The 25,808-nt window shown below is 55.7% G+C and carries 27 protein-coding genes and 1 pseudogene; 22 read left to right on the top strand and 6 right to left on the bottom strand.

Going from position 1 to position 25,808, the window contains the following annotated elements; translation table 11 throughout:
* Window position 1 precedes the first annotated feature (1 nt).
* The 4 genes from ACR0KM_RS17215 to ACR0KM_RS17200 are packed head-to-tail and all read right to left on the bottom strand — an operon-like array spanning window position 2 to window position 3,750.
* Entirely contained in the window at window positions 2-775 is a 774-nt protein-coding gene (locus tag ACR0KM_RS17215) for an SDR family NAD(P)-dependent oxidoreductase (protein WP_480860527.1), read from the bottom strand.
* A gap of 4 nt (window positions 776-779) precedes the next feature.
* On the bottom strand, window positions 780-2,018 hold the full coding sequence (locus ACR0KM_RS17210; RefSeq protein ID WP_480860529.1) for an FAD binding domain-containing protein: 1,239 nt from the start codon (window positions 2,016-2,018) through the stop codon (window positions 780-782).
* Window positions 1,933-3,042, bottom strand: a complete 1,110-nt coding sequence (locus ACR0KM_RS17205) for an alkene reductase (RefSeq protein ID WP_480860530.1) — start codon at window positions 3,040-3,042, stop codon at window positions 1,933-1,935. Before ACR0KM_RS17205 ends, ACR0KM_RS17210 begins: the two co-directional genes overlap by 86 nt.
* A gap of 48 nt (window positions 3,043-3,090) precedes the next feature.
* Window positions 3,091-3,750 carry a TetR/AcrR family transcriptional regulator gene (locus ACR0KM_RS17200; protein ID WP_480860533.1) on the bottom strand — a complete coding sequence of 220 codons (660 nt, stop codon included), beginning with the start codon at window positions 3,748-3,750 and terminating at the stop codon, window positions 3,091-3,093.
* Between the two features lie 84 nt (window positions 3,751-3,834).
* Here ACR0KM_RS17200 and ACR0KM_RS17195 point away from each other — a divergent pair, with 84 nt between their 5' ends.
* The 13 genes from ACR0KM_RS17195 (at window position 3,835) to ACR0KM_RS17135 (ending at window position 13,861) form a co-directional block, all read left to right on the top strand.
* Complete coding sequence (locus ACR0KM_RS17195) at window positions 3,835-4,233, top strand: cupin domain-containing protein (RefSeq protein ID WP_480860535.1); 399 nt, start codon at window positions 3,835-3,837, stop codon at window positions 4,231-4,233.
* A 78-nt stretch (window positions 4,234-4,311) separates the two neighbouring features.
* Window positions 4,312-4,875 carry a carboxymuconolactone decarboxylase family protein gene (locus tag ACR0KM_RS17190; protein WP_480825658.1) on the top strand — a complete coding sequence of 188 codons (564 nt, stop codon included), beginning with the start codon at window positions 4,312-4,314 and terminating at the stop codon, window positions 4,873-4,875.
* Between the two features lie 65 nt (window positions 4,876-4,940).
* A complete protein-coding gene (locus tag ACR0KM_RS17185; protein WP_480860536.1) occupies window positions 4,941-5,693 on the top strand; it encodes an ABC transporter ATP-binding protein in 753 nt (250 codons plus the stop codon).
* The gene (locus tag ACR0KM_RS17180) at window positions 5,693-6,394 is read left to right on the top strand and encodes an ABC transporter ATP-binding protein (protein WP_480860538.1); all 702 of its coding nucleotides are present in this window, start codon (window positions 5,693-5,695) and stop codon (window positions 6,392-6,394) included. The genes ACR0KM_RS17185 and ACR0KM_RS17180 overlap by 1 nt, the downstream gene beginning before the upstream one ends.
* A gap of 36 nt (window positions 6,395-6,430) precedes the next feature.
* Complete coding sequence (locus ACR0KM_RS17175; protein WP_480860540.1) at window positions 6,431-7,630, top strand: ABC transporter substrate-binding protein; 1,200 nt, start codon at window positions 6,431-6,433, stop codon at window positions 7,628-7,630.
* Between the two features lie 9 nt (window positions 7,631-7,639).
* Window positions 7,640-8,530 carry a branched-chain amino acid ABC transporter permease gene (locus tag ACR0KM_RS17170; RefSeq protein ID WP_480860542.1) on the top strand — a complete coding sequence of 297 codons (891 nt, stop codon included), beginning with the start codon at window positions 7,640-7,642 and terminating at the stop codon, window positions 8,528-8,530.
* A 1-nt stretch (window position 8,531) separates the two neighbouring features.
* Window positions 8,532-9,491, top strand: coding sequence for a branched-chain amino acid ABC transporter permease (locus tag ACR0KM_RS17165; protein ID WP_480865526.1), 960 nt, complete (start codon window positions 8,532-8,534; stop codon window positions 9,489-9,491).
* Window positions 9,491-9,790, top strand: coding sequence for a DUF1330 domain-containing protein (locus tag ACR0KM_RS17160; protein WP_480825647.1), 300 nt, complete (start codon window positions 9,491-9,493; stop codon window positions 9,788-9,790). The genes ACR0KM_RS17165 and ACR0KM_RS17160 overlap by 1 nt, the downstream gene beginning before the upstream one ends.
* A gap of 10 nt (window positions 9,791-9,800) precedes the next feature.
* Window positions 9,801-10,652, top strand: a complete 852-nt coding sequence (locus ACR0KM_RS17155) for a fumarylacetoacetate hydrolase family protein (RefSeq protein ID WP_480860546.1) — start codon at window positions 9,801-9,803, stop codon at window positions 10,650-10,652.
* Complete coding sequence (locus ACR0KM_RS17150; protein WP_480860549.1) at window positions 10,649-11,518, top strand: alpha/beta fold hydrolase; 870 nt, start codon at window positions 10,649-10,651, stop codon at window positions 11,516-11,518. Before ACR0KM_RS17155 ends, ACR0KM_RS17150 begins: the two co-directional genes overlap by 4 nt.
* Before the next feature lie 66 nt (window positions 11,519-11,584).
* Window positions 11,585-12,181 (top strand): TetR/AcrR family transcriptional regulator, encoded by a 597-nt coding sequence (locus ACR0KM_RS17145; RefSeq protein WP_480825641.1) that lies wholly within the window; start codon window positions 11,585-11,587, stop codon window positions 12,179-12,181.
* Window positions 12,178-12,864, top strand: a complete 687-nt coding sequence (locus tag ACR0KM_RS17140) for a glutathione binding-like protein (RefSeq protein WP_480860551.1) — start codon at window positions 12,178-12,180, stop codon at window positions 12,862-12,864. The genes ACR0KM_RS17145 and ACR0KM_RS17140 overlap by 4 nt, the downstream gene beginning before the upstream one ends.
* A gap of 10 nt (window positions 12,865-12,874) precedes the next feature.
* Entirely contained in the window at window positions 12,875-13,861 is a 987-nt protein-coding gene (locus tag ACR0KM_RS17135) for a C-terminal binding protein (RefSeq protein ID WP_480860554.1), read from the top strand.
* Between the two features lie 250 nt (window positions 13,862-14,111).
* Here ACR0KM_RS17135 and ACR0KM_RS17130 read toward each other — a convergent pair whose 3' ends face one another.
* Window positions 14,112-15,026 (bottom strand): haloalkane dehalogenase, encoded by a 915-nt coding sequence (locus ACR0KM_RS17130; protein WP_480860556.1) that lies wholly within the window; start codon window positions 15,024-15,026, stop codon window positions 14,112-14,114.
* A 513-nt stretch (window positions 15,027-15,539) separates the two neighbouring features.
* Here ACR0KM_RS17130 and ACR0KM_RS17125 point away from each other — a divergent pair.
* The 4 genes from ACR0KM_RS17125 (at window position 15,540) to ACR0KM_RS17110 (ending at window position 19,797) form a co-directional block, all read left to right on the top strand.
* On the top strand, window positions 15,540-17,384 hold the full coding sequence (locus ACR0KM_RS17125; RefSeq protein WP_480860559.1) for a dihydroxy-acid dehydratase domain-containing protein: 1,845 nt from the start codon (window positions 15,540-15,542) through the stop codon (window positions 17,382-17,384).
* Between the two features lie 26 nt (window positions 17,385-17,410).
* Window positions 17,411-17,569, top strand: coding sequence for a hypothetical protein (locus tag ACR0KM_RS17120; protein ID WP_480860561.1), 159 nt, complete (start codon window positions 17,411-17,413; stop codon window positions 17,567-17,569).
* Window positions 17,570-17,788: 219 nt separating this feature from the next.
* Entirely contained in the window at window positions 17,789-18,808 is a 1,020-nt protein-coding gene (locus tag ACR0KM_RS17115; RefSeq protein WP_480860563.1) for a carbohydrate kinase family protein, read from the top strand.
* A 353-nt stretch (window positions 18,809-19,161) separates the two neighbouring features.
* Window positions 19,162-19,797 (top strand): YgjV family protein, encoded by a 636-nt coding sequence (locus ACR0KM_RS17110; RefSeq protein ID WP_480860565.1) that lies wholly within the window; start codon window positions 19,162-19,164, stop codon window positions 19,795-19,797.
* A 21-nt stretch (window positions 19,798-19,818) separates the two neighbouring features.
* Here ACR0KM_RS17110 and ACR0KM_RS17105 read toward each other — a convergent pair whose 3' ends face one another.
* The gene (locus ACR0KM_RS17105) at window positions 19,819-21,150 is read right to left on the bottom strand and encodes a tetratricopeptide repeat protein (RefSeq protein WP_480860568.1); all 1,332 of its coding nucleotides are present in this window, start codon (window positions 21,148-21,150) and stop codon (window positions 19,819-19,821) included.
* 99 nt (window positions 21,151-21,249) lie between these two features.
* Here ACR0KM_RS17105 and ACR0KM_RS17100 point away from each other — a divergent pair, with 99 nt between their 5' ends.
* From ACR0KM_RS17100 to ACR0KM_RS17080, 5 genes and pseudogenes are all read left to right on the top strand, one after another.
* On the top strand, window positions 21,250-21,468 hold the full coding sequence (locus ACR0KM_RS17100) for a hypothetical protein (RefSeq protein ID WP_480825628.1): 219 nt from the start codon (window positions 21,250-21,252) through the stop codon (window positions 21,466-21,468).
* Window positions 21,469-21,493: 25 nt separating this feature from the next.
* Window positions 21,494-22,960, top strand: coding sequence for a guanitoxin biosynthesis MBL fold metallo-hydrolase GntH (gene gntH / locus ACR0KM_RS17095; protein WP_480825626.1), 1,467 nt, complete (start codon window positions 21,494-21,496; stop codon window positions 22,958-22,960).
* 14 nt (window positions 22,961-22,974) lie between these two features.
* A complete protein-coding gene (locus tag ACR0KM_RS17090) occupies window positions 22,975-23,955 on the top strand; it encodes a CobW family GTP-binding protein (RefSeq protein WP_480860572.1) in 981 nt (326 codons plus the stop codon).
* Window positions 23,956-24,045: 90 nt separating this feature from the next.
* Window positions 24,046-25,155, top strand: a complete 1,110-nt coding sequence (locus tag ACR0KM_RS17085; RefSeq protein WP_480860575.1) for an HlyD family secretion protein — start codon at window positions 24,046-24,048, stop codon at window positions 25,153-25,155.
* A 307-nt stretch (window positions 25,156-25,462) separates the two neighbouring features.
* Window positions 25,463-25,668, top strand: a pseudogene (locus ACR0KM_RS17080) (IS6 family transposase); the annotation flags it as partial.
* Window positions 25,669-25,808: the final 140 nt, after the last annotated feature.

The raw sequence follows: 25,808 nt of genomic DNA, 5'->3' as shown, positions 1-25,808 counted from the left end.
TTTACAAAGACGACACCAGATGACCACCATCCACAGCGATATCCGCGCCGGTCATGAAACGCCCCAGATCCGAGGCCAGCAATAAGATCGCGCCATTCAGATCTTCGGGCTGACCCAGCCGGCGTTGCGGGATACGTCGGATCAATGCCTGCCCCGGGTCACTGGCGAAAAAATCACGATTTAGATCGGTTTCGATGTAGCCGGGGCAGAGGGCATTCACCCGGATATCAAATCGTGCCCACTCCAGTGCCAGCGACCGGGTCAGTTGCAAAACGCCACCTTTCGATGCGGCATAGGCCGAGGCGTGGCCCGCAACCCGGCTGCCCAGAATCGACGCGACGTTTACGATACTGCCGCCCGTGCCGCGCTGTTTCATACCCTGCGCTGCGGCTTGGGCGACATGAAATACGCCCTTGAGGTTCGTGTCGATGATGTTGTCGATGGCTTCCGCACTGTGATCGAAGGCAGAGGCTGAAAGCGTCGTGCCAGCGTTGTTGATCACGATATCCAGATCCAGCCCTTTCAAGGTTTGATGCACCGCGCCGGGTGATGTTACATCCAGTGATAACGCAGTCGCCCTGCCACCCTGTGCGTTTAATTCTGCCGTCAGCTTTTGAACCCGTTCTGTTCGCCGCGCGGCGGCGATGACATGCGATCCCATTGTCGCGAAAAGCCGCGCAAAATGAGCGCCAAGCCCCGAAGACGCCCCCGTAACCAGAACGCGACGCCCTGCAATTCCGGGAAACTGAAGCGGAGTGTCGTGCGTCAGGGCCACGGGCTCAGAAACTTGCCGCGGTTTCTTGCAGGACCTGCGTTACTTCTTGGTTGCCCTCTAGACCTATTGCTTTGCCCAGCCTTTGCGCGCGTTCAACGGCTTGAGCCCCGGCTGTCTGACGTATGTTGCCCCATCGGTCAAAGTCCCCGGTTTCGGCGAATTCTGCCAAAGCCAGCGCATCGCTTGCAGCCTTGGTGACGCCCATGCCGACATGAGGGCGCGCGACGAAGGCCGCGTCTCCGATCAGGGCGACTCCGTCAAACCACAACCTTTTGCCGGACACGTCGAAAATAGGCTGCAAGAACGGCTGCGCGGTTTTCTGGACAACTTCCTGAAATTGCGGCGACAAAAGCCTTTCAGCGTCTTTCCGCATTTCCCCAATCACGTCGGCACGAATAGAGTGCGGCGGAATTCCGTCGTGCCAGACCTTTCCGTTTTGATCTGTCAGCAAAGTCTTCAAGACAGCTGCAGGTGCCGGTCGATACCACACAAAGTTAAAACGCCGTTGTCCGACTTGATCAGTACCCATTGGTCCCGGCACTGGATAACCCAGCATCTGCTCGCCTGGGGGGAGCGAAAACGCAAAGCTATCCATGAGGTAAGAACATGTTTCGGGGCTTAAATCAGCCTCATCCACCAGACCGCGCCATGCGATGTAACCGGCGTAAATGGGTTTGATGTCAGGCGCCAACAGGTTTCGCACGGTCGAGCGTATACCGTCTGCCCCAACCACAAGATCGGAAGGTACATCTCTGTCCGAGATCCGCGTAATGAGCTGGCCATTTGATCGCCTGAGGTCAGAAAGACCTGCGCCCAGATGATAGTATTCGTCCGGTAAAGATCCCCGCAGCAGTCGATAAAGCTGATCCCATGACGCGACGATTTGAGGATAGGGCAGTTTGTGTGCCACCGTTCCATCGGTATTGAAACAAACCCGGCGCGAGACTGGAACGCCCACTTTTGCTTCGGGATCAAGTCCGACACGCGCCATGGTCTCGAACAGCTCGGGGTGGGTGACAATGCCAGCCCCGCGCCCCGATAATTCGGAACTGCTGCGCTCAAACACCGACACGTCCCAGCCTGTTGTCCGCAAGGCATGTGCCGCAAACAACCCACCCAAAGAGCCGCCAATTATAACCGCAGATTTACCCATTGCTCTATGCAACTGTCTCAAGGGCCGGGTAATCGGTATAGCCGATCTCGGCCGGAGCGTAGCCGTAAAAACTTTCCTGTCGTTGCTCATTCAAAGTGGCACCTTGCCGGATACGTTCCGGTAGATCCGGGTTTGCCAGATAGGTGCGCCCAAAGGCGACGATATCGGCTTGCCCAGACGCGACCAGCGCCTCGGCCGCGTCGGGCTCAATGCCCCCATTTACGATTAACGTGCCCTTAAACGCGGGTCGGATCATGTCGATGAGTTCGGGCAAATCCGGTGCGCCCATCCAGGCATTTGTGTCGCCGAGATGTATATAGGCTAGGCCGCGTGTTTGTAGTTCTGCAGCCAGAGCCTGATAGGTGGGGGCGGGGTTGGGGTCCCCGACATCGTTGTATTTCGCAAGCGGAGAAAACCGGATGCCGATCCGACCCGCTGGGAAAGTTTCAGCGACGGCATCAACGACATCCAGTGTCAGCCGGATGCGGTTTTCGATCGACCCGCCATAAGCGTCACTGCGCAAATTGGTCCCGGTCGATTGAAACTGATGCAGCAGATACCCGTTGGCCGCATGTACTTCGATGCCATCAAACCCCGCAGCCTTGGCGTTGCGGGCGGCTTGCCGGTACTCATCGATTGTGGCGTCGATGTCCTCGGCTGTCATCTCACGCGGCAGAGAGGCTGAAACCTTGTAGGAATATCCCTGACGGTCCAGCGCATAAACCTGCAGCTCTTCCCGTGCATCCGTGACCGACGGCGCAATTGGGGCTTCTCCATGAAGCAAGGTGTCATTTGTTACCCGGCCAGAGTGCCAAAGCTGGCAAAAGATCGGCGCGCCCTTGTCATGGACCGCTTTGGTGACTTGCTTCCATGCCTCGGTCTGGTCTGCTGTGAATATGCCTGGGGCACCGTCAAACGCATTTGACATAGCAGAAACGTTCGTCGCCTCTGAGACAAGAAACCCACCACCGGCGCGTTGCGCATAGTACTCGGCCATCAATGGTGTGGGAACGTAACCTGGCATCGAGGCCCGACACCGGGTCAGTGGTGCCAGTGCAATTCGGTTCCTCAGAGTAAGATCGCCCATTTCAATGGGCGCAAACAGTGCAGACATAGGTATCCTCCCTCGTGGAATACCTATATTACTTATCGGTTGATAAGTTTAAGTCAAGCCTGCCATCACATCTGCTGAACCGGCAATCAACATTCGAACAGACGTGTCGATTGCGGTCGGGCTTGGGGCCATTCGTTCTACGCCAAAGATTTCACGGCGAACGCCGTGGTAGAATAAGCCGCCGTGAAAGGTCCAAACCATTTCAACCTCTCCCGGCGTTATCGGGGTTTGAGCTTCGTCCGGTGCGTCGTGCTCGATCCGAAGCTCGCGAATAATCCTGCGAATCACCCGCTCTTCGACCAGGGCGATATACCACCGGTTAATGTCCAACGATTTGAGGCCTGCCTGCAGATAGAGGCGCATCCATTCCGGGTCGTGGATGATTTCGACGTAACTCAGATAAAATGCGTTCAGGCGATCAGCGATGGGGCGGGTTCGGTCAGCGAGAATCTGGTCCCACTCCGGTCGCCATTGATCCACATAAACCTGCTCATATACAGCCTCGACAAGTGCGTCCTTCGACGGGAAATAATTGTACAGAAGCGGTTGTGCGATACCTGCGTAGTCCGCAAACTGTCTGGTCGACGCGTCAAAGCCTTGTTCAGCAAAGAAGACAATTGCGTCATCAATGATCTTTTGACGGCGCTCGCCTTTTTTCATTCGTTTGCGAGGACTGGCGCTGGGCGTATTGCATGTCTTGTCGGACAAGGTTCGTCTTTCCAAATTTATTATCATATGATAATTAAAGTGATTGGCTGACAGCGCCACCACTTGGCACAAGGATACACTAGCATGTCTGATGCATCGCAATCCATAGGAAGCAAGCCCAATCCCGGTCGAGATGAAGAAAAGCGGCGTGCGACTTCGAATGGCCATGTCGGATCCACTTTGGTGAGCGAGTCCGAGCGGGTACGTGTATGGGAGATCACATTGCAGCCGGGTGAGAGATTGCCCTTTCATACCCATGTCTTAGACTACTTCTGGACGGCGACGACGGCCGGGCGTGCACGGTCTGAATATGCTGACGGGCGGGTCGTCGAGATGGAGTACGATAAGCACATGACACGGCATTTCCAGTTCGGTGCAGGCGAGAGTATGACACATGATCTTGAAAACACAGGGTCCTCGATTCTGTGCTTTACGACGGTCGAGTTCTTGGACAGTGCAAATAAACCGCTGAAGGTAACTTAACCGTGGGGTAATTCGAAAGCCTATTTACAAACTGATCAGTTGATAATAAAAAGCAGAAAACCGACAGGAGACTCTCGCATGGACTACACAATCTATTCCGTTGAAACCGCGCCAGCAGACACGAAGCCGATGCTTGAAGACAGTCTGGCGAAATACAAGTTCATTCCGAATTTGCATGGGATCATGGCTGAAAGCCCGGTGATGCTGGAAGCCTATAAACTGTTGGGTGACCTGTTCGCCAAGACCGAGCTTTCTGTTCTGGAACGTCAGATCGTATTGCTGTCCATCAACTATGAAAATGAGTGCCACTATTGCATGGCCGCGCATTCCACGATCGCCCAGATGGAGCAGATGCCTGACGACATCCTGCAAGCCCTTCGGACGGGCGCCCCAATCGCGGATTCCAAGCTGGAAACACTGCGCAGTTTTGCGGCCAAGCTCACCCGGTCGCGTGGATGGGTGGATGAAGCAGATCAGCAAGCGATGCTGGATGCCGGGTACACCAAACGCACGATCCAAGAGATCATCGTTGCGATCGCCTACAAGGTGATCTCGAACTATCAGAACCACCTGGCCGAAACCGAAGTGGACGCCCCGTTCCAGAAAAACCTCTGGTCCAAGTCGGACACTGCGGCGGCTTAATCTGACTTTTAGCTGCCGCGCTTAGATGCGCGGCAGATTACAAAACATATCAGTAGATAAACAAAATGAACAACTCATCGTTTGCCTTGGAATGTCGTTCGCTCAGCAAAAGCTTTGGAGGCTTTCTCGCTGTGAGCGACATCGACTTGCAGGTCAGATCCGGCACGATTCATGCGCTGATCGGACCCAACGGCGCGGGCAAAACGACCTGTTTCAATCTGATAACCAAATTTCTGCAGCCGACGCAGGGACAAATTCTGTTGATGGGGCAGGATATCACCCAGGACCAGCCAGCAGAGATTGCTGGGAAGGGGATGGTGCGGTCATTCCAGATTTCATCCACCTTTCCGCATCTGACATTGCTGGAAAACGTGCGGATTGGTCTTCAAGCGAAAACCAAGCTGACTTTCCGGTTCTGGACCTCGGAACGCGTTCTGGACGATCTGAACCAGCGCGCCATGGCGCTGTTAGAGGACGTTGGGCTGGCTGATAAGGCCCATGAAGAAGCCCGCACGTTGTCGTATGGCCGAAAGCGTGCTCTGGAACTGGCGACAACGCTGGCGCTTGAACCCGACGTTATGCTGCTGGACGAGCCGCTGGCGGGTATGGGGCGCGAAGACATCGCGCGGGTCACCGCTCTTATTCGCGATGCAGTCAAGGGTCGAACGATCCTGATGGTCGAGCACAACCTGAGCGTTGTGGCGGAACTATGCGATCAGATCACCGTTCTGGCACGCGGTGAAAAACTGGCCGAAGGCACTTATGCTGAGGTTTCGGCAAACCCGGATGTGCGCACAGCCTATATGGGGGCGCATTGATGCAGGCTCTGCTGGAAATCGAGGCGCTGGACGCGTTTTACGGCGAAAGCCACGTTGTCTTCGGCGCGGGCCTGCAAGTCAAGGAAGGCGAAATCGCAACTCTGCTGGGCCGTAATGGTGCAGGCAAGACCACAATCCTGCGCGCCATCACTGGCATTCTGAAGCAACGGCAAGGCTCGGTCCGCATTGCGGGGCAAGAGACAATCGGCCTGCCGCCCCACAAGATCGCGCGCCTTGGGCTTGGATACGTGCCCGAAGAACGCGGGATTTTTGCAAGCCTGACCGTTGAAGAGAACCTGTACCTGCCGCCAAAAATCGCGGCAGGCGGTATGTCTTCGGATGAGCTGTTTGAGCTGTTCCCCAACCTCGCGGAACGGCGCAAGAGCTTTGGCACCAAGCTTTCGGGTGGTGAGCAGCAGATGCTGGCCATCGCGCGTATTCTGCGCACAGGCGCGCGCCTGATCCTTCTGGATGAACCGACCGAGGGCCTTGCACCGGTCATTATCGATCAGATCGCCGCCGCCGTCGCCAAGTTGAAAGAGTTGGGCTTCACCATCCTGCTTGTGGAACAGAACCTGCGCTTTGTCCGGTCGGTCGCTGACGCGCATTACCTGGTCGAAGACGGTCACCTGATCGAACGCATCCCGGAAACGGAAATGGATCACAGAATGGAGGACGTTCAGGCCTGTCTGGGTCTGTGAAACGGGCGTGAATACACGCCTATTAGGGAGGAAGTAATGAAAAACCTATGCACTTTTGCATTGGCCGCGGGTCTTTTGGGAACAATGGCGTCGGCTCAAGTTTCAGATGATGTCGTTCGGATCGGAGTGATCGGAGATCGCTCGGGCCCCTTCGCCGATTTGTCGGGCCCCGGTTCCGAAGTGGCGGCGCGACTGGCTGTCGAAGATTTTGGAGGAACCGTTCTGGGCGCACCGATTGAGATCGTCGCCGCAGATCACCAGAACAAGCCTGACATCGCTACCAACCTTGTCCGCGAATGGTTCGATATCGGCGGCGTCGATATGGTGACAGATATCGGCAATTCCTCGGTTGCGCTGGCCGTGCAGGAACTGGCGCGCGCGCAGAACAAGATCAATATCACTACGGGCGCGGGCACAACCCGTCTGACGGGTGAGGCGTGCTCTCCCTACGGGTTTCACTGGGTCTGGGATACGCATTCGCAATCTGTCGGCACTGCCAAAGCGGTGCTTGAGGGCGGGGGTAAATCCTGGTTCTTCCTGACCGCCGATTACTCTTTTGGGTATTCTCTGGAAGAACAGGTCTCGAAGGTTGTCGATGGTGATGGCGGTTCAGTTGTTGGCGTGGTGCGCCACCCGTTGAATACGGCGGATTTGTCTGCTTTCCTGCTGCAGGCGCAGGCGTCAGGGGCGCAGGTCATTGGTCTTGCCAATGCCGGTACAGATACCGCGACGTCGATCAAGCAGGCGGCCGAGTTTGGGATCACGCAGACCGGACAGGCGCTGGCCTCGTTGCTGATATTCCTGACCGACGTGGATTCAATCGGGCTGGATCAGGCGCAGGGCCTGCAGCTGACCACCGGGTTCTACTGGGATCAGTCCGATGAAGCCCGCGCATTCTCTGAACGATTTGAAGCCGAGCATGGGGCCAAGCCAACAGCCATTCAGGCCGGTGTGTACTCTGCCACCCTGCATTACCTGCGAGCGGTTGAGGCCGCGGGAACGGACGATGCCGATGCCGTTCAGGCCAAGATGCGAGAGGCCGAGGTCGACGATTTCTTCGCAAACGGCGGCAAAGTCCTGTCGAACGGTCGCATGGTCTATGACCTGCATTTGGCCGAGGTTAAGTCGCCTGACGACAGCAGCGGGCGCTGGGATTACTACAACCTGATCCGCACCATTCCCGGCGAGGTCGCCTTCCTGTCCGAAGCAGCCTCTGGCTGCGCGCTCAGCAATTGAGGCGTGACCATGGGTGAGGTTTTCGGCATCCCGGTTGCGGTCCTCTTTGGACAGCTTTTGATCGGGCTTATCAATGGGTCTTTCTACGCTTTGCTCAGCCTTGGGTTGGCGGTGATCTTCGGCCTGCTTCGTGTCATCAACTTTGCCCATGGCGCCCTTTATATGCTGGGCGCATTTGCGGCCTGGTTCCTGCTGACCTATGCCGGGATCGGATATTGGGGCGCGTTCATTCTGGTGCCGCTGCTCGTCGGCGCATTCGGCGCGGTGCTGGAGCGCGGCCTGATCCGGCGTATCTACACACTCGATCCCCTGTACGGGCTGCTGCTGACATTTGGTATCGCACTGATCCTCGAAGGGGGGTTCCGGTACTTCTACGGCGTATCGGGCAAGCCTTATCCAATCCCGGATGCATTGCAGGGCGGGCAGAATCTTGGGTTCATGTTCCTGCCCAATTACAGGGCCTGGGTCATCGTCGCATCGGTTCTTGTCTGCCTGGCCGTCTGGCTGCTGATCGAACGCACGCGCATGGGATCATACTTGCGGGCCGCGACCGAGAACCCGTCCCTCGTGCAGGCGTTTGGCATCAACGTTCCGATGCTTATCACGCTGACATACGCGTTGGGCGCAGGTCTGGCCGGTCTTGCGGGCGTGTTGGCAGCCCCGATTTTTCAGGTCAATCCGACCATGGGAGCCAACCTGATTATCGTTGTGTTTGCGGTCGTGGTGATCGGTGGCCTCGGCTCGATCGAGGGGGCCATCATCAGCGGCTATGGGCTTGGGCTGCTCGAAGGCCTCACCAAAGTGTTCTACCCCGAGGCGGCCAATATCGTGATCTTCGTGGCGATGGGTGTCGTTCTGATTCTCCGGCCCACCGGGTTGTTCGGACAAGAGGCGCACTGACATGGCAAGCACGGCATTTGAGACGCGTCGCACAACATCGTTGACCAAGCTGGGTCTGGGCGTCGGGATCAGCCTTCTGATGGCAGCGCCGTTCATGATCTATCCGATCTTCGCGATCAAGATCCTGATCTTCGGCTTGTTCGCAACAGCGTTTAACCTATTGATCGGCTTCGGGGGATTGGTCAGCTTCGGGCACGCCGCTTTCTTCGGCGGGGCTTCCTATTTCTCGGCTCACGCGATCAAAGCCTGGGGCCTGCCGCTGGAACTGGCCGTCATACTGGCAACACTCGCGGCCACACTCATGGGGGCTGTGATGGGCGCAATCGCGATCCGCCGTCAGGGTATTTATTTTGCCATGGTGACGCTGGCACTGGCGCAGATGGTCTACTTCCTGTTCCTTCAGGCCCCCTTTACTGGTGGCGAGGACGGGATACAGGCGATCCCACGCGGGCACCTTCTTGGTCTGATCGATCTGACTTCGGATTATGCCATGTACTACTCGGTGCTTGGCGTCTTTCTGATCGGTTTCTGGGTGGTCTGGCGCGCGATCCATTCCCCGTTCGGTCAGGCGCTCAAGGCGATCCGCGAGGATGAACAGCGTGCGATTTCGCTGGGCTATCGTGTCGACCGGTTGAAGCTGCTGGCGTTCACCTTGTCCGCAGGGCTGACCGGGCTGGCAGGGGCCATCAAGCCCATCGTGTTCCAACTTGCGACCCTGACAGATGTACAATGGACGATGTCCGGTCAGGTCATCCTGATGACCCTGCTGGGCGGATTGGGCACAGTGTTCGGCCCACTGGTCGGCGCAGGTTTTGTGGTGGGGCTGGAACACATCCTCGCGGGCTCGGCCTTTCCGGTTCAGGTCGCGCTTGGGGCCATCTTCATCATCTGCGTTCTGGTGTTTCGCCGCGGCATCGTGGGCGAGATTGGCGCCTATCTCAATGGAAAAGGAAAAGAGTAATGCCAGCCTATTGGGTTGTCTGGGTCGATGTGAATGATCCCAAAGCGTTTGCAGAATATGGTAAACGGTCGCCCGCCGTTTTGAAGGAATTCGGAGGGCGGCACATCGTACGCGGCGGCGAAAGCCAGACGTTCGAAGGTCCGGAAGACGGGCGGAAACTGGTCGTCGCGGAATTCCCGGATTTTGAGACCGCTTTGGCCTGTTACCGCTCGGACCAATATCAGGAAATCATCCGATATCGCGACAACGCCGCAATCTTTCATCTGGTCGCCATCGACGGCTGCCCACCGCAAATCTGAAGGAATACGCATGAAACTTGTCCGATATGGCCAGCCGGGTGCTGAAAAACCCGCATTGGTGGACGCCGACAACCAGTTGCGCGACCTGTCTGCGCATGTCGATGACATCGCCGGAGAGGTCCTGTCGGACGCAGGGCTTGAGCGGCTTGCCAATCTGAACCCGGCGGACTTGCCGCTGCTTGATCAACCGGTGCGCCTGGGGCCGCCGGTGGCGGGCACCTCCAAAATCATATGCATTGGCCTGAACTACTCGGACCATGCGGCCGAGGCAGGCATGGACGCACCTGCGGAACCGATCATTTTTCTGAAAGGGTGCCGGGCGACCGGGGCATTTGACGATGTCACCCTGCCCAAGGGGTCTGAGAAAAGCGATTGGGAAGTGGAACTTGGCCTGATCGTCGGGACCGGTGGTCTGTATATCGATGAGGCAGACGCGCTGTCGCATCTGGCGGGCTATTGCGTGGTCAATGACCTGTCCGAGCGGGAGTATCAGCTGGAGCGGGTCGGCCAGTGGACCAAAGGCAAGAGCTTTCCGGGCTTTGCCCCCGTCGGGCCCTGGTTAGTCACGAGGGACGAGGTCGCCGACCCCGGTGCCTTGCCGCTTTGGCTGAAGGTGAACGGCCAAACCTATCAGGACGGCTCGACAAATACGCTGATCTTCAGTGTGCCGCAGATCGTTTCATACGTCTCGCGGTTCTACCAACTGGAACCCGGTGACATCATCGCCACTGGCACGCCGCCCGGCGTGGGAATGGGAATAAAGCCGAACCCCGTTTTCCTGCAGCCAGGTGACGTCATCGAACTGGGCATCGACGGGCTGGGTCAGCAGCGGCAGACAGTCAAGGCTTGGGGGACACCATGAAGATCGCGGGAACGACTCGGCACAGCGCGCGGATCAATGGCATCAAGATCAGCTGGATGGAGGCCGGGGACGGCCCACCCGTCTACCTGTTGCACGGCTGGCCTGAGACGTCTTTTGCGTGGCGCAAACAGGTGCCCGCGCTGTCGCAGCACTACAAGCTTATCATTCCGGACCTGCGCGGGTATGGGGACAGTGAAAAACCCGCCACCGGATATGACAAGCGCACTATGGCTGCCGATATCCGTGCGTTGATGGCGCATTTGGGGCATCAAAAGATCGCGCTGGTTGGCCATGATCGCGGCGCGCGTGTCAGCACCCGATTTGCCAAGGATCATCGGGATGCAATTGACCGGTTGGTTGTGATGGACAACATCCCTACGCGCGTCGTCTTTACCGCGATGGATGCGAAAGTTGCCAAGGGTTATTGGTTCTTTACTTTCAACCAGGTGCCAGACCTGCCCGAAGCGCTGATCCAAGGTCGCGAGGAAATCTGGCTACGCCATTTCTTTTCAACATGGTCCTACGACCCGGACATGATGCAGGACTGGGAAGTGGCCGAGTATGTCCGGGCCTACAGTCAACCCGGCGCGCTGCGTGGTGGCTTCAACGACTATAGGGCAGGGGCAGAGGATCTAGCACAGGATCTTGAGGATGCAGATCACCTGATTGACTGCCCGATCCTCAGCCTGTGGGGCCGGGATTTCGAGCTTGTGGGCGGCATGTTTGACGTTCTGGATATCTGGAAGGGTATGGGTCGTGATGTCCGTGGGATGGCCATTCCGGAATGTGGGCACCTGCCACAGGAGGAACAACCGGAACGGGTGAATGCGGAACTTCTGAGTTTTCTTGACGGGTGGCGCGGGTGACACCGTATCGGGGGCATGATATCGGCCGTAAAATACTTTTCGGTTGATAATTAAGGAGCATGAATAATGGGCAGACCCCGCACCCATAACCACGATGAGGCGCTGTTGGCGGCCATGCAGGTCTTTTGGCAGAACGGCTTTGAAAGGGCCTCACTCAGCGCGCTGGAAGAGGCCATGGGGATGAGCCGTGCGGCCATCTATGCTGCGTTCGGGGACAAGCAAGCTTTGTTCCATAAGGCACTCGATCTCTACTGCACGCGTCTTCAGGATGGTCGCCTGGGTAGCCTCAGTGACGCCAGCGACCCAAGGGCTGCGCTGCGCGAACATTTTGCCGGGCTGGCAAAAACTGCGACCGGCACGAAAGGTCCGGGCTGTCTGCTGACCAACACTGCCATCGAGTTGACGGGCCGCGACGCTGAAACCGCACGTGGTCTGACCAAGGGCATCTCGATCATCGAAACCGTCTTCGAAATCCTCGTCAAACGTGGGCAGGAGATGGGGCAGTTCACCACGGAACGGTCCGCCTCCAGCCTCGCCCGGCATCTGGTCAACACCGCACAGGGGTTACGCGTGTTGTCACGCAACCCCGATCTCAGCCCATGGATGGATGACATCGTCGAGACCGCATTCAGCGTTCTGGACCCACCAAAGGAAAGCCCATGATTGATCTATACTTCTGGACAACTCCAAACGGATACAAACCGCTTATTTTTCTCGAAGAAAGTGGCCTCGACTACCAGATCAAGCCCATCAATATTTCGGAAGGGGCGCAGTTCGCCCCGGACTTTCTGAAAATTGCACCCAATAACCGAATTCCAGCCATGGTGGATCATGATCCCATCGGCGGCGGTGCCTCGATCTCGCTTTTTGAATCCGGGGCCATGCTGGAATACATGGCCGAGAAATCCGACAAATTCCTACCCACTGACCCAAAGGGCAAATGGGACACGCTGCAATGGCTGTATTGGCAGATGGCCGGGTTGGGCCCGATGCTGGGCCAGAACCATCACTTTAATCATTACGCCCCAGAGCAGGTGCCTTACGCCCAGAAACGCTATGTGGCGGAGACCGGGCGGCTGTATGGCATACTCAACAAACGGCTTGCAGACCGCGCCTTTATCGCTGGTGAATATTCGATTGCCGATATGGCGTGCTGGCCGTGGATCATCCTGTACGAAAAACAGGGGCAGGACATGGCGGATTTCCCGCATCTCAAGCGCTGGCATGATGCGATTGCCGAGCGTCCCGCCGTCAAGCGCAGCTATGAGATCGGAACATCCATCAACACCAAACCAACCGTCAGCAAAGAAAGCCGCAAACACCTGTTCGGCGCAGCAGCACAGTAACGAGGGACCCATGACCAAAGCCAATGTTGTAATAACCGATTTCGTCTGGGACTCGCTGCATATCGAGGAGAAAATCCTTGGCAAGACTGCAGAACTGATTGCCATGCAAACAAAGACTGAGGATGAGTTTCTGGAGGCCGCCAGCACCTGCGATGCCCTGCTCAATACCTATGCCGGGCCGATCACGGCCAAGTCGATGGCCCGCATGGACAAATGCAAGATCATTGCCCGTTACGGGATTGGTGTGGATACAATTGATCTGGATGCAGCGACCGAGGCGGGCATCATTGTAACCAACAACCCAAGCTACTGCATCGAAGAGGTCGCCGATCACGCGATGGCACTGCTTTTGACAGCAGCGCGCAAAACTGCCTATCTCGACCGCCGTGTGCGCGCCGGGCATTGGGCCGTAATGGACGCCAAACCCTTGCGGCGTTTATCTCGCACCACAGTTGGCCTGATCGGGTTCGGAAACATTGCCCGAGAGGTGGCCAAACGCGCTAATGGGTTCGGGATGGATATCGTCTGGTTCGATCCTTTCGTGGACAGCGGCCAATTTGATGCCCCCGGACGCAAGGTGACACTGGAGGAGCTTTATGCGACCTCGCAATTCGTCTCGGTTCACGCCCCCTTATTGCCACAGACGCGGGGCATGATCGGGCGCGAAGCCTTCGGCGCCATGCGTTCGGATTGCGTGATCGTCAATTGCTCCCGCGGACCGGTAATTGATACTGACGCCCTGATTGCCGCTTTGGACAATGGGGAAATCGCCGGCGCGGCCTTGGATACGACAGACCCTGAACCGCTGCCGCCGGAACATCCTTTGCATGGCCGAGACAATGTCATCCTGAATCCCCACGCCGCCTGGTATTCGGTCGAGGCGTTCGAAGGTTTACAGCACGGAGCGCCGCGCGAGGTGGCCCGTTTGTTGCAGGGGGACACCCCAGAGAACATCGTGAACAGAGAGGTACTTGGGAAGTCACGAGCCGGGTTGTGATTTAGTCCAACGAGGTTCTAGACCATTGATTTGGTGGTAGTTGCTGGGCTGGCACTGTCAGAAGAACTTTACTCGAGCGGGTAGGGGTGTTGAGGAGCTTTCGCCCATGACCAGACCTGCCTCTTTCAAATACTCTAAAACCAAGTCCTGAGATCATCCGCTTGACAGCGGGGCGGGGGCTTGTACTGCAACAGCACCGAGGTCCGGAATGGAACCTGAAGTAGACCCAAAGCTTACCGTCGCGGCAGGGTTAGTCGTCCTTTGCACTGCTGGTGTCGCCAAAGTGTTTTAGTGCGATCTGAGCAATCGGTTCGCCCCACTCTTGCACAAAATGCCCAGCTTCCTCCAAAACCATCGGCTCCGGACAGCCTCTGATAATCTGGCGCAGCTGGTTCATCACTGGGACGCCCAGAACCGGATCCTTGGCTCCGACGGCCATGAAGCTTTCTCCCTCCCATTCAGATTGCCAGAACTTTCGGGCACGCTTTGCTGTCTCGATGCCGTCCATCCCTTGCTCAATCATCACCATTTGCGGAAAGCGACGAACACCTGCCTTGTAGCGTTGGTCGGGGAACGGTGCTTCATAGGCTTGCGCTTCTGCCTCAGTTAAATGTGGACAGGCCCGTTTCATCAATGCACTGCAATCCAGGTCTGGCCGGCTTGCCACATAGCCTTTCCAGCTTTTGAAGCCTTCTCCGAGATCGTCTCCGACGGGGATTGCCGTATTCATAACGATCAATCGGGAATAACGGTCGCGTTGATCCATTGGCAATGTCAGTCCCAGGATGCCGCCCCAGTCTTGTACAACCAATGTGATGTTCTGAAGATCCAGTTTCTCCACGAAGGCAAGCATCATCTTTCGGTGAAAGTCAAAGGTGTAGACCGCGTCGTTGGTAGGTTTGTCTGACCTTCCGAAACCCAACCAGTCGGGCACAACCACCCGCGCACCAGAGTTCGAAAAAATGGGTATCATGCGACGATAGAGGTAGGCCCAAGTTGGCTCTCCCGGCAGGCACAAGAACGTTCTCTGTGCATCGTCGGCGCCTTCATCCACATAATGAACCCGAATTCCTTCATAGCCCGGCAGATCATCAACGTAATTCGGTGCATATGCATAACCGGGCAGGTCCACGAAACGATCGTCCGATGTTCTCAAATAGTGCAACTACAGAACTCCTCACCACTTCATGTTCTACCATCATGTCTGGTAAGGTTTTCACTAGCAATCTGTAACGTGCCAACGACTGATATGTCCGCTCTTGAAACGTTGACCACCTTCCACATAGTGCAAGCACAGCGAACGGCAGCTATGCGGCCCGCAACATGGTATGTTGATCGGTAGATAAAAGGCATCTTTGGGCCGAACAGTTAGACACAAACGCTATGAACCCATCACTTGGAACGGCACTAGCCGGTTGAGATGCAAAGTCGTCGCGTTTCATTTTCAATTCGTAAACATCAACGGTGAGGCGGCACACGTAGTTTGATTCTGAAGACCCAGCCCCCTTGCTCCTGTCAAAGTCGTTTCAGCGTTTTAAGTTTCATTGACGAAACAACTTGATTAGGCTTCTGTAAAAACGAACTCTAAGGCCTTCTGTTGCATCTGGATTTACCTGAATGGCGACCCGATCGGCCAACTTCAGTCAAAAGAGATATCGCGTAATTTCGGAGGAAACCCATGGCCAAGAACCCTGTGCTGATCGACAACCATCCCGGGCGTAATTCCCAGGCTTACGGGATCGCGCGTGAACTCGGTACGGATGAGGAATTGATCCACGCGCCCTCTATTGGTGTTGTGGGCACGAAGGGCGACAGCCAGTGCTATCTCGGCGTGCAGCCAAAAGTAGAGGCGATTCACGCGGCTCTGCGAGACCAGATTGGCAAGGACGCCGGCAAGATCGCCATGCGCCTGGTCCAGCCAGAGTATTCCATCGCAACGTCCGACGGCATTCGCAACGGCACGCGCGAGATGCGTTATTCTCTTATTGGACGCGAAGTGACCAATGATGTGTTTTCCGAACACCTCTCCGCCTCCGGGCTGGGTGGAACGATCGCTGTTGTAGCATGTGATAAACCGCCTGTAGGAACCTTGGCCGCATTGCTGGAGCACAACCAGCCTGCCATCATGATGTCGGACGGTTCCATTCATCCCTCAAAGGACCCTGAGACCGGCGAAATGCTGGATATTATCTCGGCTTACCAGGTTGCCGGAAATGCGGACGCCGCTTACCGCAAGCGTATTGCCTGTATTGCCTGCCCGGGGATCGGATCATGTGGCGGTATCTTTACATACAATACAATGCAAACCTTCATCGGCGTGTTGGGTATGCAACCTTTGCATATGGTCGCACCGCCGTCTGACGATCCACGCCGTATGCAAGAGTTCCCATCACAATTGGTGGGCTACCTTGCAAATCTGATCGAAAATGACACACGTCCGAGGGATATCGTCGGCCGTGACTCGCTGCGCAATGCACTGGCTGTCGCGATGGCGATCGGTGGCTCAACCAATGTCGTTCTGCACGCGCCGGAAATCGCGCGCGCAGCGGGTTATGCGAATTTTTGGAAGGAAATTGTAACCCCAGAAGAATTCAACGAATGGTCGCAGAAAGTCGTTCCGGTCTTAACCGACGCGCGCCCCTATGGCCGCTATTCAATGGTGGATATCGACAGGGTCGGTGGTGTGCAGGTGATCGTTAAGGAACTGATAGACGCCGGTATTGTCAACGGTGATGCCCCGACCTGCACCGGCGAAAACCTGGCCGAACAGGTCGAACGACTGGGCGCTGCTGCGCCGGATGGAAAAGTGATCTATCCCGTTTCGGCCCCGTTCAAGGAAACGGGAGGGTTGCGCCTGCTGGGCGGCAACCTGTCGCCCGAATTCGGCGCCATCCTCAAGCTGGCAGGCGTGGAGCGTGGCCTCGAGAACAACGTATTCAAAGGCAAGGCGCGGGTCTTTGAAGGCGAGGCGAGCTTGCTCGAGATGCTCGATACCAATCCGTTGGGTTTCGAAGACAAGGACATGATCATTGTCCGATACGAGGGACCTTCGGGTGCACCTGGCATGCCAGAGATGCTGGATGCCACGGCGCGCATCACGACGCTGTGTCGTGAGCGGGGAATTACGGTTGCCCTGATGACGGACGCGCGTTTCTCGGGCGGATCGGTTGGGCTGGTAATCGGTCATGTCGGGCCGGAGGCGGCGCTTGGGGGGCCAATAGCCTTGATCAAAGACGGTGACGAGATCATCGCTGACCTTAACGTAAACGAGCTCAATGCACCGGTTCTGGAAGATACGGACACTGTCGCTGAACGCCGTGCGCAGTGGGAAGCAGAAGTCGCCGGTAATGGCGGTGTTCATCCAAATTGTGGGGTCGCCGACACCCGTCTGTTGCATCGCATGCGAACGTCTGCTGTGCCCGCAGTTCAGGGTGGGGGCATGCACTCAGGTCGTGAGTTGTGGCTCAACGCTCCCCGGGAACCGGCACGCTCCGCATTTTCTCCCACAAATCGTTGGAGATAGTGATATCTCGGCCAACGACCTTTCAAGTGGACGAGGTTATCGTGAAGGTGAATGGCGAGCGGATTATCCTGGGTGCGCTGTTGATCGCGAAGGGCATCTTCAAGCTGCCGGGTTGTGACGACGGACATGGTTATTGCGCGCTCCTTCGCGCTGCCCAGAGCAGTTTCCAGCCCGGTGCAAGCTGACAAAAGTCAATGCTTCCGGATCGGAGAAGCGACAGGTTGAACCATGCGATGGCATCGCCCGCGATCTGCAGATTTTCTTGCAGCTCAGCGTTGTGATAGTGGTTAACGACCACGTCAAAGCAAAGACCCAAGGGACGCGGCCAAACTTGACATTCGCGAACCCAATTCAAAGCTGGGTATAAAGCGCCCCATTGCGCCGTAAAAAAAAGGGGAAATCGCATGCGCGAATTGCATCGCAGCGGCGTGATCGCAGCAGGCAACTATGTCGTTGATCACGTCAAGATCATTGATGAGTACCCGACCCAGGATCAGTTGACGCTGGTGCGATCGCAATCGCAATTCAACGGCGGGGGTCCTTACAATCTGCTTCGCGATCTTGCTGCATTGGGGGCTGACTTTCCCTTGGTTGCAAAGGGACTTTTGGGGGACGATAGCAACGGACGTTGGATACTCGAAGACTGTCAGCGCCATGGCATAGACACCAGCGGGCTTCGGGTTTCTCCTGATCAGAGCACCTCATGGACGGACGTGATGTCGGTCCAGTCCACGGGAAGGCGAACCTTCTTCCACTATCCGGGCGCGAATGACCAATTCGACATAGATCCTTCCGAGGTCGTGGGGATGACTTCGAAGATCTTTTACATTGGCTATTTGACGATGCTCAGAGCTTTAGATGCGCGCGGTGCCGACGGCAGCACTTCTGCCAGCCGTGTGCTGGAATCTGCGCGCGATGCCGGGATGACGACGGTCGCTGATCTGGTCAGCCGTCAGCACCCGCAGTTTCGCGAGATCGTCGCAAGTTCTGCACCACATTTGGATTTTTTGATCCTCAATGAGATAGAAGCCTGTTGGCTGATCGGACGAAAAACTGACCGAGCGGCCGCAGAGCTCGCCGAGATGCAGGGCCTTGCCCAAGAAATACTGGAGCTCGGGGTTCGCCGAGCCGTTGTGCTTCATTCTGAATTTGGGGCGGTCTGTGTTGGCCCTGACGGAGTTCGTTACACTCAGCCCGCCATTTGTTTACCTCATTCGCTGATTCAATCGAAGCTGGGTGCCGGAGACGCGTTTGCCGCTGGGCTCCTTTTGGGATTGCATGACGAGCACCACCTGCAGGATTCCTTGAGATACGCTGTGAGTGCCGCAGCCGCTTGCATTATGTCGCCTTCCGCTTCAGACGGTCTTCGTCCGTTGCCGGAATGTCTGGATTTGGCAACAAAGTATGGGTTCTATGCGACCTAGGTTTGACGGATTGCGGTTCTGCAAGCCGCGCCTCGTAGTGCTCTCGAAGCAATCGTAGGGAATGAGACGTCTCAAGCCGAAGCGGAATAGACCGCACTGAGCCAAAAAACTTCGCTCCCAATATCGGATGTAAACCGCAAGCCTTAACTCGTTCAATTGCTCTGCCTTCGTCACAATTGCCTATTTTTCCGTCGAGCGACGCTCTGGATGGTCATTTCTCTACAGATTTCGTCGTTGTGTGATCTTTTTCGACCCGAAGGACAGGAAGGATTGCAGGATGAGTTTTCCCTGACACTATCCTTATGAGGGTCCACCCGAGCAATGATGCAACATGACAAAGAGGAGAGTGTTTTTTGATTTCAGTCTCATATATCCTGGCACAACTCCTCGGGGCGATTGCTTTTGGCTTTCAAGTTTTCTCTGCCAGATCAAAAGAGCGAAATAGACTTACCTTATTTCTGGGGTTTTCGAACATTTTCTGGGTGGCTCACTACGTGGCACTGGGCGTGCCCCTCGCGGCGATTATCGCCGGGCTGATTGCTGTGCAGTTGATTGTTTCGAGTGTTGTCAGTCAAAAGTATCGAAACCCGATCATCATCTTTTTCATTCTGCTCTACTGGATCGCAGCGTATTTCACGTTTGAGAATCCGCTTCATCTATTGCCTGCGGTCGGGGCGTCTGCTGTTTCGGTTTCGTTCTTGTTGAGCCGATCCCTTACACAATTGCTTCCGGCTGTTGGCACATCGGTGCTTTCCCTGACATTGCTGAGCCGTGACTCCGCGATGGCTGTTAGGCTTGGCGCGATGACATCTTTTTCCATGTGGATGGCGCATGGCTTTGTGACCGGATCAATCGTTGAGATTGCAGCGAATGGCATTCCTCTTGCGACTGCGCTTTATGGCCTGCTCGTCTATGATATCGGGGTGAAGCTTCCATCGTGGGGGACCTTCAGTTCAGGTGCGAAAGCACCGCCCGATGAAGACAAATGATGCGCGCGCTCGCCTTTCCTACTATCTGCTAAGAGTTTCGAGAATCATGTTCCGCGTGTTGAGGTCGTTGTAGAAAATTCTGTCGGCAAGAAACTCGGACGGAAACTCGGGCCATGTCCTGTGCATTTCGGCGACGAGCCGTCGTGCTTCTTCAGAGTTTCCCAGCTGATCGTGAGCTACGGCTTGGAATAAGAGTGAAGGGGCACTGACCGGTGCTCCGGCAGCGGGCGCCCCTTGAAAAGCTTCAACAACATTTTCATAGTTCCCGAGCATAAGTTGCGACACGCCCCAGATGTTTCTTGCGCCGAACCTGCCAGATCCTGATCTGGGTCTCTCCGGGTTGCTAACCTCGGCCGCAAGGTCCGGGGCGTTGGCTATGATGGCTGTGATGCCTGCAAGGTCGAGAATGTGGCCATCCTTCGGCGCCAGTTCGACAGCCATTCTTGTGTATTTCAATGCTTCGGTTGGCTGGTTTTTGACAGCCAGAACCCAACCATTTGCGCCATTTGACCACGCATCGGCAGGGGACAATTCAAGCGCCTTACCAGACATTTCCGAGGCTTGATTGAAGAGTTCATTCCTTTCCGCTTCATCCGGCGACAACACCGCCAAAATCGCCAGGACCTGCGATGATCCGGCATAGCCATCAGACAGAGCCGGGTCGAGTTCCATCGCGTGCTGGAACATTCCCAGGGCTATTTGCTGGCGTTTGACGTCAAAAACCGGAAAAAACATACCACGGGCTTGATCCGCAAGGTTAGCCGCCTGGAGTCTTGTCAAAGACTGCTCACCAAGTGCTGCACGCTCAGCTTGTTCAATGGATTGAACCGTTGGCGATACTTCTGTGTTTTTTTGGCTCGTCCAGATGCCAAATGCAGCGACTATCGCAAGGAGGCCCAGTCCAGCTGGCAGCAGCTGCCGTAAACGCCGATACATACCAAGCTCATCGCCATTCCACGCAGTTGAGGTGTCGTCTTCAATCGGTGGTTCGTAGGAAAACCGCGGCTTGTATCCGCCAGGATCGACAAAAATGCGAACCCCTTCGCCGTCCCATTGATCTTCGTAAAATTCGCGTAACAGCCGACGCAGCCGCCTGGCTTCGACGCGAACTAGGTTTTGGCCGCCGGTGCCATCAATGCGCCGCCCATAGACCTCTACAGCAATAGCTTTGCCTCGGATCTGGGGCCCGCGACCCGCGATAGCTTCCTCGACTACGTACGTAAGAAATTGCTGGAGACGGGGCGAGGATAGAAACTCGTCGCTCGATACAACACGCTCCAGTGCTTCCCGGACAAGATCCGGCGACGGCTGTCCAACAGGTTGATCTGTCGGCAATTCATTAGCTTTGTTCAAGGCAAACTCACCCCCAACTCACGGTGACTCACTTGGCCCAAACGGTCAACCACACTCATCTCGATGTGAGAATAGATAGTGGGAGCCGGGATTTATCCAGTGGCGGTGGAGCTGAGTGAAGAGTTTCCAGAACTGTCCGAGGTGCTCTCAGGCCCTACCGAAAGGGATGCGTTGCTCAAAGAGGTTATCGAAGACCTGAAGAAAGCTTCAGAGTTGCTGGATGACGTATCGATCACAGCCTCAGAGCGCGCGGAATGGGCCCACATAAAATCTGAACTCGTGAACGAGCTTCGCCGGATGGTGAAGCGCAGCCTTTAGGATACTTCTAGCTGAGGACCAACCCATGACCAAGGAAGACAATGGAAAAGACCTGAACGACAAACAGGTTCAGGCGACAGACCAAATTGAAGACCCGTCGCGGCGGAGTGTTCTTAAGGGCCTGGCCACTGGAGCAGCCGCGACGGGGGCGGCTGGGTTTGCGGCAGGAAGTGCCGAGGCCCACGAAGGAGACGGCCCGCTGGGAGAAACGCTCAAGAACCCATACGGTGGGCGACCTGCAGGTGGTATCTCTTTGCCTGAGTATTTCCGCCCGACGAAGTACATGACAGGCTCAAACGCGAACTATTTTCCACTGAGTGAGGAATTGGGGCCAGATGAGATGCGCATCTCATTCTGTGGCTCGACACCGTATCCGCCGCGTGAAGATCAGGCGGGTACCTGTATTATGGTCGAGTTGGGTAACGGAAAAAGGTTCTTTTTCGACTTTGGATCCGGGTGTGTCCGCAACATCATTGCCATGCAGGTGCCGGGGCAGCTTATCAACGACATCTTCATCTCTCACCTGCATGTCGACCACTATGCCGATATTCCGTACATCTACCCATTCCGTGCTTGGTCTGGTGGTTACACTCCACTTCGTATTCACGGCCCGTCCGGTCGGACACCCGAGCTTGGAACGGCGGGGATGGTCAAAGGCATGCAGCAGATGCTCAAGTGGCATCTTGAAGCGTTCGACGTATTCCCGATTGGTGACGGCTATGAGATCGAGGTCAACGAGTTCGATTTCAGCCAAGAAGGCGGCATCGTATATGACCAAGACGGTGTGACTGTTCGGTCCTGGCCGCGCAGCCACGCCAAGGACGGTGCAGTTGGGTATCGGCTCGATTGGAATGGACTTAGCTTTGTTTGGACAGGTGATGGTCGTCCGGACGAGTTATCGCGGAAATACGGCGAAGGCGTCGATGTCTTTGTAACCGAAATGTCGGGACAGGATATCGGTCAGTTGATGACCTACAAATACGGTATCCCACAGGATCTGTTCAACTACACCATCGATACGCATCACACCTCCCACTATGCCGTGGGTAAGCTTTTTGCAGACACTCGCCCACGTCTTGGAATGGTGACCCACTACACTCAGGACGAGGATATCGACGCTGAAATGCTGGCTGGTATTCGCGCCCACTACGATGGCCTGTTCCAATGGGGGCTCGATGTGGCGGTCGTAAACGTGACCAAGGATGCGATCTGGTACCGGAAAGCTGCACTGCCCGGAAAATCCGGCACAGTACCACCATTCCGCGAACTTGCCGCAGCAGCCGAGGCCGGGCGCATTGAGCTTCCTGATGAAATCACACTGCCAAATCCAAGGCTTACCCGAGCTGATCAGCAAGACCAGAAGTATCGAGATATGGAGATTGATCCACGCGAGTACTACCCAACTGACGTTTTCCGCGCACCCGGTGGGGAATGGCCGCAGGACTTTACAATAAAAGTTTCCGATGTAATCGGCTCGCGCGATGAAGACTGAGGGGAGATCGGGCAATGATTGAATTTGGTTCGACTTCTGCGATCCCTGTGACGATCCTTACCGGCTTTCTAGGAGCCGGTAAGACAACACTTCTGAACCGGATCCTGACAGGCAATCATGGATTGAGGGTTGCGGTTCTTGTAAATGACTTTGGATCCATAAACGTCGACGCCGACTTGGTTGTCGGCCTCGAAGATGATGTGATGAGTTTGGCGAATGGCTGCGTGTGCTGCTCGATACGTGATGACCTGATCGAAACAGTGGAAGCCGTTCTCGCCCGGCCTGAAAAACCGGAATACATCGTCCTTGAAGCAAGTGGAGTATCGGACCCATCGTCAATCGCGATGACGTTTACAGATCAAAAGTTTCGGGACATGATCCGCCTGGACAGCCTCATGTGTCTTGTCGATGCGGAACAGGTATTTGCCGCGCCGGAACAAATGGAACTGAAGCTCCGTCAAATTGCGTTCTCGGACATGGTTATTTTGAACAAGGTTGATCTTGTCGACAGGGCCACTGTTCAGAAGGTGCATGATTGGCTCGGCTCTCGCTTCCGTCGCTATCGTTTGGTCGAAGCTGTCAATGCGAACGTCCCTCTGGACATACTTCTGTCAGTTGGCCGCTTTGCGTCGGAACAATTGGAAACTGAACTACCTGACCATCATGAACATGGCCCCGGCTGTGGTTGCCACCACGCTGACCATTCAGACAGCTTTTCGACGACTATGATGAAAGCTGAACACCCGATAAGCCTATCCTCTCTCCGCAGCGCTATTCGTGAGCTTCCCGGCGATGTCTATCGTCTCAAGGGGTTTGTCTTCAGTGAGGAGGATCCGGATCATCGCATTCTTGTGCAGGTCGTCGGTAAACGAATGGACATCGCGCGGGATGAAGTGTGGGGTGAGCGTAAACCCGAAACAAGGCTTGTTGCAATTGGCGCACCAGGGGCGCTTTCCGAGCACACTCTTTCAGATACGCTACTGGAGACTGCGTAGTGGCCTGGTAGGCCGAACCTGGTCTTGTGTGTCTTTAGTAAGCTTAGATGCTTCGGTTCCTCGTCCAATGAATCCAGTGGAGTATCTGAGATGCTGATCGTTCTGGCGCTGTATTTTGGCCTGGCCTGGGTGGTGTTCTCCAAATTCCGCCTACTGCCTTGGAATGCGGTTTCAAAGACCTTCATCTATGGCGGTAGTGTCGTGATTGCGTTGGTGGTTATCGGCGCGCTGAACCACACTGCACCAAGCGGGACGGTTTCGGTCCAAGGCGCAGTGATCAGTATTGCTCCAAGTGTTGCGGGGCCAGTGACAGAAGTCGCGGCAGAGCCTAATGAGCTAGTATCAAAGGGGGAGGTTCTCTTCCGAATAGATGATACGGAATTCGCCGCTGAGGTCGCTCGACTTGAAGCGTCGCTGGCCTCTGCCCAATCTGAGGCAGATCAGCTGGGTCACGACCTTGAGGCGGCTGAGGCTGACATCGCCTCACTGTCCGCGCAACTGAATTTTGGCGTGGCGCGTCGCGATGACATTATCCGTCTCGCCGAACGGGGAGCGTCCACCGAGTTCCTGCTTCAGGAAGCCGTTTCTACGATAGAGCAACTTGAGGCGGGCTTGCGCGCCGCAAACGCGCGGAAGGCGGGTCTTGAACGGCGTATTGCCGCCCAAGTGGATGGGGTCGATGTTGGCGTTGCCGAAGTAGAAAATTTGCTGATCCAGGCGCGTTGGGCATTGGAGCAAACAGTCGTGCGCGCACCTGCAGATGGCATGGTGACAGGCTTGACCCTGCGCCCCGGAAACCGGGTTTCGCCCCTCCAAGGGGCAATCAATTTTGTTGTATCGGGCGACAGGGTTCTGGTTGCGACACTTCCCTTGAGTAGTCTGCAAAACATATCCGTGGGCGATACTATTCGTGTTGCGTTGCGTAGTATACCTGGGACGGAGTTTGAAGCCACGATTTCGGACATACCAACCGCTACCAGCGAAGGGGCGTTGGATGCCAGAAGTGGGCTTCCTTCACTCCGCGAGTTGATTGGCGCGACGGACTTTATTGTCGTTGCAGAAATTCCTGATGATCAGAGTGCGAAGGAGACCAGATTGGGTGCATCTGGTACGGGCTTGGTTATCACCGAGGAAGCGGGCGCGATTTCGGTGTTGGCTGAAATTCTATTCTGGGTCACCAAGAAACTGAATTACCTTTGATTTAACCGAATTGCGCCTGAATAGACCTATGTCGTGGCCTGTAAAATCGTACTTTTATGCGTTACGCTTCTGTAACTGAACTGTCCGTAGCTCAGGATTTTCTGGCGAAATGTTGGAAGTTCGCTTTGGTCTTTGTGCGGTCATTGATTGTTCAGCATCCGATGGCAGTTGTACCGTTTTTGCTGTCATCGGCACGTTCGAAACGCTTCGATGACTGTCAATTTTCGCTTTGAGGAATGCAGCAGCGCAGCGACTCTGATCTTTAAAGACGGCAGCTTTGGGCCGAAGCCGCTATCCCTACGGCAAGCAGATCAGAAATTTGCACCTGCGGTTTCGACGAAGAGAACGTGTTATGTAACGCTTCAGGCGGATGCAAAGATTGTGGAAACCCACCTCCGCCCATACTTCTGTTTACAATCACTCAACCCGGAAAGATCGCTCTCCAGCAGAGACATGTTCAAGCCGACATACACTGCTGCTCTTGCCGAGTGGCGCGAACTTGGCTCGGGATAAAGGGCAGCTTTATTGGCCTAATATAAGACGTGTTCGAATTCGTCTGACAGCACCCTTGCAACATCACAAGGTCCCTAGATTAGTATATTAATCAAACTCTTAGAAACATTTATCCTTGTTACTAAAAATTTAGTTTGACA

The sequence above is a fragment of the Ruegeria sp. G10 genome, from assembly GCF_056533645.1.
The sequence above is the reverse complement of the archived record's forward strand: the minus strand, read 5'-3'. Positions and strand labels throughout refer to the sequence as shown.